The organism is Microbispora sp. NPDC049633 (genome assembly GCF_040675265.1).
Lineage (GTDB): Bacteria > Actinomycetota > Actinomycetes > Streptosporangiales > Streptosporangiaceae > Microbispora > Microbispora maris.
Genome location: NZ_JBFAOO010000271.1, coordinates 1 through 7,963, shown reverse-complemented (window position 1 = coordinate 7,963; position 7,963 = coordinate 1). Strand labels below are relative to the sequence as shown.

Annotated in this window: 5 protein-coding genes; 1 reads left to right on the top strand and 4 read right to left on the bottom strand. The window is 70.2% G+C overall.

Annotation, left to right across the window (positions count from 1 at the left end; translation table 11 throughout):
* The 4 genes from AB0J39_RS36345 to AB0J39_RS36330 form a co-directional block, all read right to left on the bottom strand.
* The coding region (locus AB0J39_RS36345; protein WP_363473188.1) for an amino acid adenylation domain-containing protein at window positions 1-2,558 on the bottom strand (2,558 nt) is incomplete at its 3' end.
* A gap of 222 nt (window positions 2,559-2,780) precedes the next feature.
* On the bottom strand, window positions 2,781-4,343 hold the full coding sequence (locus tag AB0J39_RS36340; RefSeq protein ID WP_363473186.1) for an alpha-L-arabinofuranosidase B: 1,563 nt from the start codon (window positions 4,341-4,343) through the stop codon (window positions 2,781-2,783).
* 258 nt (window positions 4,344-4,601) lie between these two features.
* Window positions 4,602-6,044 (bottom strand): family 43 glycosylhydrolase, encoded by a 1,443-nt coding sequence (locus AB0J39_RS36335; RefSeq protein WP_363473184.1) that lies wholly within the window; start codon window positions 6,042-6,044, stop codon window positions 4,602-4,604.
* 284 nt (window positions 6,045-6,328) lie between these two features.
* A complete protein-coding gene (locus AB0J39_RS36330; RefSeq protein ID WP_363473182.1) occupies window positions 6,329-6,850 on the bottom strand; it encodes a hypothetical protein in 522 nt (173 codons plus the stop codon).
* Between the two features lie 366 nt (window positions 6,851-7,216).
* Here AB0J39_RS36330 and AB0J39_RS36325 point away from each other — a divergent pair.
* Window positions 7,217-7,963, top strand: a 747-nt coding sequence (locus tag AB0J39_RS36325; protein ID WP_363473180.1) for a glycoside hydrolase family 11 protein, incomplete at its 3' end; no start/stop codon positions are given.

Sequence of the window (7,963 nt, the reverse complement as noted above, 5' to 3'; positions counted from 1 at the left end):
GCCGCCTCGGCGACCTCGGCGACCGTCACGTTGTCGAACCCGCGCTGGATGAACACGTACGGCGGGACCGCCCCGGCGAGCTCCCGGGCCCAGAAGGCCCGCAGCGCCTCGGTGTCCCGTGTGGTCTCCTGCTCGCGCACCGCGACGTCGCCGATCTGCAGCGGCGGCTCCGGCAGGAGGACCTCGCCGCCGCCCGCGAGCCCGTCGAGGAGTTCCCGCATGACGATCCCCAGCGACGCGCCGTCGAACACCGTGTGGTCGGTGAGCAGCACCAGCTCCGCGCTGTCCGGCCCGGACCACAGCAGGGTGGCCCGCAGCAGCGGCGTGTCGCGGGACAGGTCGAAATCGTGCGCGACCGCGGCCCGCCGCAGCTCGTCGGCCTCCCGCGGGCCGGCCGGCCGGTGCTCCTCGAGCGGCACCGGCGACGGGGGCACGACCTCGACGGCGACGCCGTCCACGACGACGGAGCGCAGGGCCTCGTGCCGCCGGACGATCGCGTCCAGGGCGGCCCGCAGCGGCTCCGCCGAGGTGAGGCCGCGCAGCCCCAGCCGGAAGGCGATCGCGGTGGCGTGCGGATTCTGGCTCACCTCGCGCAGCAGCAGCTTGCCGCGCTGCCCGGCCGACAGCGGATAGCGGGTCCGGCCGGTGTGGCGGACCAGCGGCGGCACGGTGCCTGTCACGGCGCCTGTCTCGGTGCCTGTCTCGGTGTCTGTCCCGGCGCCCGGCGCGGCGGACGGTGCGGCCTCGCTGACGTACTCGGCCAGCTCGGCGACGGTGGGCCGGGCCAGGAAGGTCGTCAGCGCGACGCGGACGCCCAGCGCCTGCTCGATCCGGGCGCAGATCCTCGCGGCGGCCAGAGAGTGCCCGCCCAGGTCGAGGAAGTGATCGTGGACGCCGACCCGCTCGACGCCGAGCGTCTCGGCGGTGATGGCGGCGATCCGCCGCTCGGTGTCGTCACGCTGCCGCTCGGTGTCGTCTCGCTGCCGCTCGGTGTCGTCTCGCTGCCGCTCGGTGTCGTCTCGCTGCCGCGCAGTGTCATTCCGCTGGCCCTCGGTGTCGTTCCGCTGCCGCTCGGTGTCCTCGCGTGGCCCGGAGAAGGAGACCTCGGGCAGGCGGGAGCGGTCCACCTTGCCCGTGGGACCGATCGGGACGGCGTCGAGGAACACGATCCTGGCGGGAACCATGTAGTCGGGCAGCCACTCGCGCAGCCAGGCCCGCAGCCGGCCCTCGTCGAGGCCGGGCCCGGCCGGCTCCACGTAGGCGACGAGCCTGCGCGTGCCCTCCTCGTCGGCCGGGGCGAGCACGACGGCCTGGCCGACCAGCGGGTGGCGTTCCAGCCTGCCCCGCACCTCGCCGAGCTCGACGCGGAAGCCCGCGACCTTCACCTGGTCGTCGATCCGCCCCTCGTAGTGGTAGACGCCGCCCTCCCGGCGGACCAGGTCGCCGGTGCGGTAGTGGCGCACGCCCCCGGCGTCGGTCACGAACCGCTCCGCGGTCAGCTCGGGCCGGTTCAGGTAACCCCGGCCGACCAGCGGCCCGGCCACCCACAGCTCGCCGAGCTCACCGTCGCCCAGCGCCTCGCCGCCGGCGCCCCGCACCGACAGCTCCGACCACGCGTACGGCGTGCCGATCGGCGGCTCGCCGGGCTCGTCCCTGGCGATCTCGTGGGCGCAGCAGTGCACGGTGCACTCGGTCGGGCCGTACAGGTTGACCATGCGCCGCACTCCGGGGTTGGCGAAGACGCGGCCGGCCAGGGCCCGGCTCACCGGCTCGCCGCTGGACAGCACCGTGCGCACGTTCGGCGGCAGCGGCTCCCGCAGCAGCGCGGTCAGCGCGGAGGCCGCGGCGCTGATCATCGTGACCTCGTCCCTGGCGGGCAGGGTGTGCAGCGCGAGGGGATTGTCCGCCATGATCACCGTGCCGCCCAGCAGCAGCGGCAGGTAGAGCTGCGGGACGGACGGGTCGAAGCAGACCGACGTCGAGGCGAGGAACCCGGCAAGTTCCTCGGCGGTGAAGTAATCGGCGTCCCAGCGCAGCAGCGTCATCACGTTGCCGTGCTCGATCGCGACGCCCTTGGGACGCCCGGTCGAGCCGGAGGTGTAGATGACGTAGGCCAGATCGGCCGGGTCGCCCGGCAGGTCCGGATCCGAGCCGGGGCGGTCGCCGGCGTCGCCGAGCAGGACGAGTTCGCGTCGTGGCAGGCGCGCGGCGAGCTCGCCGGAGGTGACCGTGTGCGAGACCCCGGCGTCCTCGATCATGAACTCCAGCCGCTCGGGCGGGTAGGCCGGGTCGAGCGGCACGTAGGCGGCGCCCGTCTTCCACACGCCCAGCAGCGCCGCGATCAGGTTCTCGTCACGGTGCAGGCACACGCCGACCGCCGAGCCTCGCCGCACTCCGCGGGAGATCAGCTCGTGGGCGATGCGGTTGGCCTGCGCGTTGAGAGCGGCGTAGGTCGTGCGGGTGGTGCCGGAGACGACCGCCGTGTGGTCCGGGGTGCGTCGCGCCTGCCGTTCGAAGGCCTTATGGGCCGGTTCGAACGATGCGAGGGTGTCGGCCACCTGTGATCCCCTCTGTGGTTAAGGAAAGGTGGTGATATGCCTCGCACATCGTCACAAATGGCGCATGGAACGAGTTAGACCGAAGATCCTTCTGTTATTTCAGTGATGTCGGAACGAGTTCTACATGTAACCATCCGAAATCCTGACGATATGGGTAACTTCCCGTGAAAACGGGAAGCCGCCCCCGGCGGACCGGGGACGGCTTCGGGTGATCGCGGGAAGCTACGCCCAGGGCTGGGAGACGATCCAGCTGACGTCGGCGTTCCACGCGGTGGCGTTGTCGAAGGTGTTCGAGCCGCCGTTGCTCGCGATGTAGACGGTGTTGTTGTAGTGGCGGATGAACCGGGTCGGGAAGTTGTAGGAGGCGAACGACGTGCCCTGGCCGCTCTTGCCGGCCTGCGGGCAGAAGGTGGCGTCCGCGGCGAACAGCGCGCTGCCGTCGTCGCGCTGGCGGTAGAGCTGGTAGTTCTGGTGGCGCAGGTAGTCGCCGGGGTAGTTCCGCGATTCGAACGACACGCACGAGCCGCTGGCCAGGCCGCTGCGCACGATCCAGGTGGCGTCGCTCTTGTCCAGCGACGCGCTGGAGGAGGTGATCACCGAGGTGAGGACCTGGTCGTTCTGGTGCCGGATGTAGCGGTCGGTGTAGCCGGACGTCGTCGCGCGCAGCGAGATGGCCGAGCCGGGGGTGAGCGTGCCGTTCTGGGGGCCGCCGCCGGTGGACGTGGAGTATCCGGCGGCCACGATGTTGGCCTGCACGGCGTTCTCGGTGGCGTCGGAGGGGTAGCCGGAGGTCATGACGCCCTCGTAGAAGGTGCCGCGGGCGCCGACGCTGTTGTCGCCGCCGATGCCGAGGATGATGGCGCCCTCCTTCTTCATCGGGTTGTAGCCCGGCACGTTGGGCCGCACGCCGTTGTAGAAGGTCGACAGGCCGCCGGACTGGGCGTTGCCGCCCCGGATGGCCCAGTGGTTCGGCTCGCCCTTGACGATCGCCGTCAGGAACCGGTGGCTGATGCTCGGATTCCCGGCGTTGTACTTCTGGTTCACGCCGGAGAACAGGCCGTTTTCGAGGTCGGCCATGATCCAGGGGCCGTTGCCGGCGCCGTAGCCCCAGACCTTGTTGTTGCCGAAGTAGATGGCCTCCATGGTGCCGTTGCCGTTGTCGCGGCTGTTGGTCTCGGCGTTGCCGTAGTCGAAGCAGCAGCCGCCGTTGTAGTGGGTGCCGTCGAAGATGGCGTACATGCCCTCCGGCTGGTCGCCCTTGGCCACCCCGTTGGTGGCGTTGTTGCGGTAGCCCGTGCCGGGGGCCACGTACACGCCGTAGGCCTTGTGCCCGCCGACCGTGACCGGCGCGGCGGTGGCGACCGCGAGGTTGTCATAACCGCCCGGGGCCGGGCCGGAGAACCCGCCGGGAGGCGCCTGGGTGAGCCGGTTGTTGCGACCCGACTGGTCGTAGATGACGGAGATCAGGCAGGTCGTGCCGGAACAGAACGCGTCCTGCGCGGCGGCGTCGGCGACCCCGCCCGCGCTCAGCACGCCGATGTCGCGGGTGGCGTTGTCGGAGGAACGGCGCACCTGGTAGAGCGGGCCGTTGTAGGCGCCGTACAGGGCGCGGGTCGTGCTGTGCGCGGCCACGCACGGCGTGCCGCCCGCGGCGTAGATGTCACACGGGCCCTGCCCGGCGGCCTGCGACGGCGTGGCGACGCCGGCCAGTAGACCGGCGGAGAGCGCGACCGCCGCGCCCGCGGACAACAGTGCCTTCCTCAGGCGCCGTAAGTCGGAGATCATGCTGGTCCTCCGTGCCTTTCTGGGGGGTGGTGGTGGTGGAAATCCGGAGGCCGTCTCGGCCGGCAGGGCGGAAGGCGGCGTACTGCCTGCCCGAGGCGCTCGCACCGGGGAGACGGGGTTGACGCGCGGCACGTGGCCGGCGTGCCGCTGATGGCGGTCCGGGCTCGCCGGCCGGAACGACACGCCGGACGGGCCGGCGAGGCCAGGGACGGGCTTCCACCGCGCGCCGGTGCCGGAGCCGGGACCGCCCGAGGCGCGTCAGTAGACGTAGGGCCAGCCGGCGCCGTCCCAGCCGAGCTTGTTGATGCCGAGGCGCGAGGACCCGTCGTCGGCGTACCAGTGGTAGAAGAGGACGTCTCCGTCGCTGTCGGCGAGCACGGCCTGGTGGCCGGGGCCGTGGATGCTCCCGTGGCCGGCCAGGATCTGAGTGCCGCCGCCGGACGTCATCGCCGTCCCGTTCCGGTCGACGTACGGGCCGGTGACCGAGGCGGAGCGGCCCACCATGATGCGGTAGGTGCTGGACGCGCCCCTGCAGCACAGGTCGAAGGAGACGAACTGGTAGTAGTAGCCGCCGTGCCGGTAGATGAACGGCGCCTCGATCGCGCCGCCGTTACGGCCGGCGATGCTGAGGATCGTGCTGTTCGACCGCTTGCCGGTGGCCGGGTCGAGCTGGATCATCTTGATCCCCGACCAGAACGAGCCGAAGTCGAGCCACCAGCGGCCCTGGTCGTCGACCACCAGGTTGGGGTCGATGGCGTTCCAGTTGTCGGAGGTGTTCGACTCGATGACCAGGCCCTGGTTGGTCCACGACCCCGACGCCCCGGTCGTGCTGGTGGCCAGGAAGATGCCCGAGTGGTTGGAGCCGAAGGTCGAGGCCGAGTAGTACATGTAGTACTTGCCGTTGACGTAGGTGATGTCCGGCGCCCACAGCTCGTTGCTCCCGTTGGTGTACCCGTGCGCCCAGGAGGCCCCGCTGGGGAACGCGGCGCCCGCGTTGCGCCAGGTGGTCCGGTCGGTCGAGGTCTTGAGCTGGATGCCGTTGCCGGTGTAGGCGAGCAGGTAGGTCCCGTCCGGCCTCTTGGCCACCTCCGGGTCGTGCGTGGTCACGTCGCCGTTCACCGCGCCGGGGTTGGGGTAGGAGGGCGGCGGTGTGCTCGTCCCCCCACCGAGCTTGACGAGCTGCCACTGCTGGTTGGCGCCACCGAGGTCGGTGTATTGGGAGACGCGGCCGCCGTCGGCGGTGGACCACTCCCACACCTCGAGGGCCTTGCCGCTGTTGCGGTTGATCAGCTTGATGAACCCGTTGGTCGTGTCGACGACGCGGAACTGCTGGTTGGTGGCGTTCTTGTCGGTGTACTGGATGACGTCGGCGCCGTCGGCGGTGGAGCGGCCGGAGATGTCGACGACCTTGCCGCTGTGGCGGGACTTGAGGCGGTAGTAGCCGTCGCCGGAGTCGACGAACTGCCACTGCTGCCAGGCGCCGTCGTTGCGGGCCCACTGGACCAGGGGGGCGCCGTCGTTGGTGGCCATGTTGTAGACGTCCAGGGCCTTGCCGCTGTTGCGGTTGACCAGCACGTACGACGCGCTCGTGTCGATCGTCGCCGCGTGGGCCGGGCCCGGGGCGATGATGCCGAGGCCCAGAGCCAGCAGCAGCGCGACCATCGCCGCCATGGCGGGGCGTACGGGTGAGAGGAGGTTCATGGGGGGTGCCTCCTGCGATTGTGAGCGTTAACATTTCTCGCGGTGCGGAAATGCCGAAATCTCACAGCCGGGATTGGGTGGTGGTGCGCTCAGTGTTGGCCCTTGACCGGGGTCCGTCAAGAGCGATGCCTCCGGGTGCGGGAGTGCGGCGAATACGGGCCGCCTGGCGGTGAAACTTTCACTGCGGCCCGCCTCGTTCGCCGGCGTGCGACTTTCGCCCGGCTCGGGCATCGGTTCATGCGGGATCTCGAATGGAGGTTCAGGCCGGAGGCTCGGGTGGAGGTTCAGGCGGACGCTTCGACATCGGCGAGCCAGCGGCGGGCGTCGCCGGCGGTACGCAGCCGGACAACGGTGAGATGCGGATGCCGGGCGACACGCTCCTGCGTGGTCGTCCGCTTGTGCCCGTGCTGGGACCACGCCCAGCGCATGGGGTGCCCGGGGTCGATCCAGTCCCGCACGCGCTCCCGGTTGCCGTTCCACAACTCCTTCCTCGACAGGACGTAGGCGAGCGAGCGGCGTACGACCCGGTGCATCACCGTGCGGCGCGGAAGGTCGAGCCAGACGACGGTGTCGGCCCGTTCCCACAGCAGGTCGTGCAGGAACGCGTGGTATTGGTCCTCGGTCACCCAGCGAGGCCGCGACGAGAAGCGCTCGACGTCCGACTCGAACTCCGGCCGCTTCGTCCAGCCCGGCCCGTGGTGCAGCGCGTCGAGTTCCTGGCGGGGGAGCCCGAGCCGGCGCTCCAGTTCCCTGGCCATCGTCGTCTTCCCGGCCCCGGAGATCCCCGCGATCAGCACTCTGTTCATGGGCACATTCCACCAGCGACGCGCTTCGCGGGGGGTGGGGCCCGTGGAGATTGGCCCGAAGTGCCGACTTGATTTGAAACTTTCACCGACACCGGCCCGGCTCCCCATGTGTCATCCCGGCCTGCGCCATTCCGGTAGGGCCATTTGACCAGCTGTGACGGGTATCTCCTTCAGCATAAGGTTTCCGCGGCATTACGGGAATCGTTGACAGCTGGACAAGTCTGGTCCGATACTTTCGCCGTTGTTCCGATAGTTTTCGGCTGCGTGTGACGGTGAGGTTCGATTGGCCGCTACCCCGCCCGCTGACGGCACCGCCGCCGCACGCCGCCTGACCCCCCATCAGCCTCACGAGGAGGAAGCGCGCACATGATCGATGCCCCCATGCACTGGAGAGGCCGCAGACGCGGCCGCACCAGGCTGCTCATCGTTCGCGCCTGCGCCGTCGTGCTGGCCGCGGCCGTGGCGATGCTCCCCGGCATCGCCAACGCGGCCGTGACCACGAACCAGACGGGCAACAACAACGGGTACTTCTACTCGTTCTGGACCGACAGCCAGGGGACCGTCTCCATGGAGCTGGGGTCCGGCGGCAACTACAGCACCTCGTGGCGCAACACCGGCAACTTCGTCGCCGGTAAGGGCTGGAGCACCGGCGGACGCAGGACCGTGACCTACTCGGGCAGCTTCAACCCGTCCGGCAACGCGTACCTGACCCTCTACGGGTGGACGAGGAACCCGCTCGTGGAGTACTACATCGTCGACAACTGGGGCACCTACCGGCCGACGGGCACGTACAAGGGCACCGTCACCACCGACGGCGGCACCTACGACATCTACCAGACGACGCGGTACAACGCCCCCTCCATCGAGGGCAACAAGACGTTCAACCAGTACTGGAGCGTCCGGCAGCAGAAGAGGACCGGCGGCACCATCACCTCCGGCAACCACTTCGACGCCTGGGCCCGGTACGGCATGAACCTGGGCAGCCACGACTACATGATCCTCGCGACCGAGGGTTACCAGAGCAGTGGTAGCTCCAACGTCACGATCGGCGGCTCCTCCACCGGCGGTGGCGGCGGTGGCGGCGGTGGCGGCGGCGGTGGCGGTGGCGGCGGC

Coding starts and splice junctions, on each gene's coding strand:
- AB0J39_RS36340 (WP_363473186.1), bottom strand. CDS start 4,343: ATGATCTCCGACTTACGGCGCCTGAGGAAGGCACTGTTGTCCGCGGGC.
- AB0J39_RS36330 (WP_363473182.1), bottom strand. CDS start 6,850: ATGAACAGAGTGCTGATCGCGGGGATCTCCGGGGCCGGGAAGACGACG.
- AB0J39_RS36335 (WP_363473184.1), bottom strand. CDS start 6,044: ATGAACCTCCTCTCACCCGTACGCCCCGCCATGGCGGCGATGGTCGCG.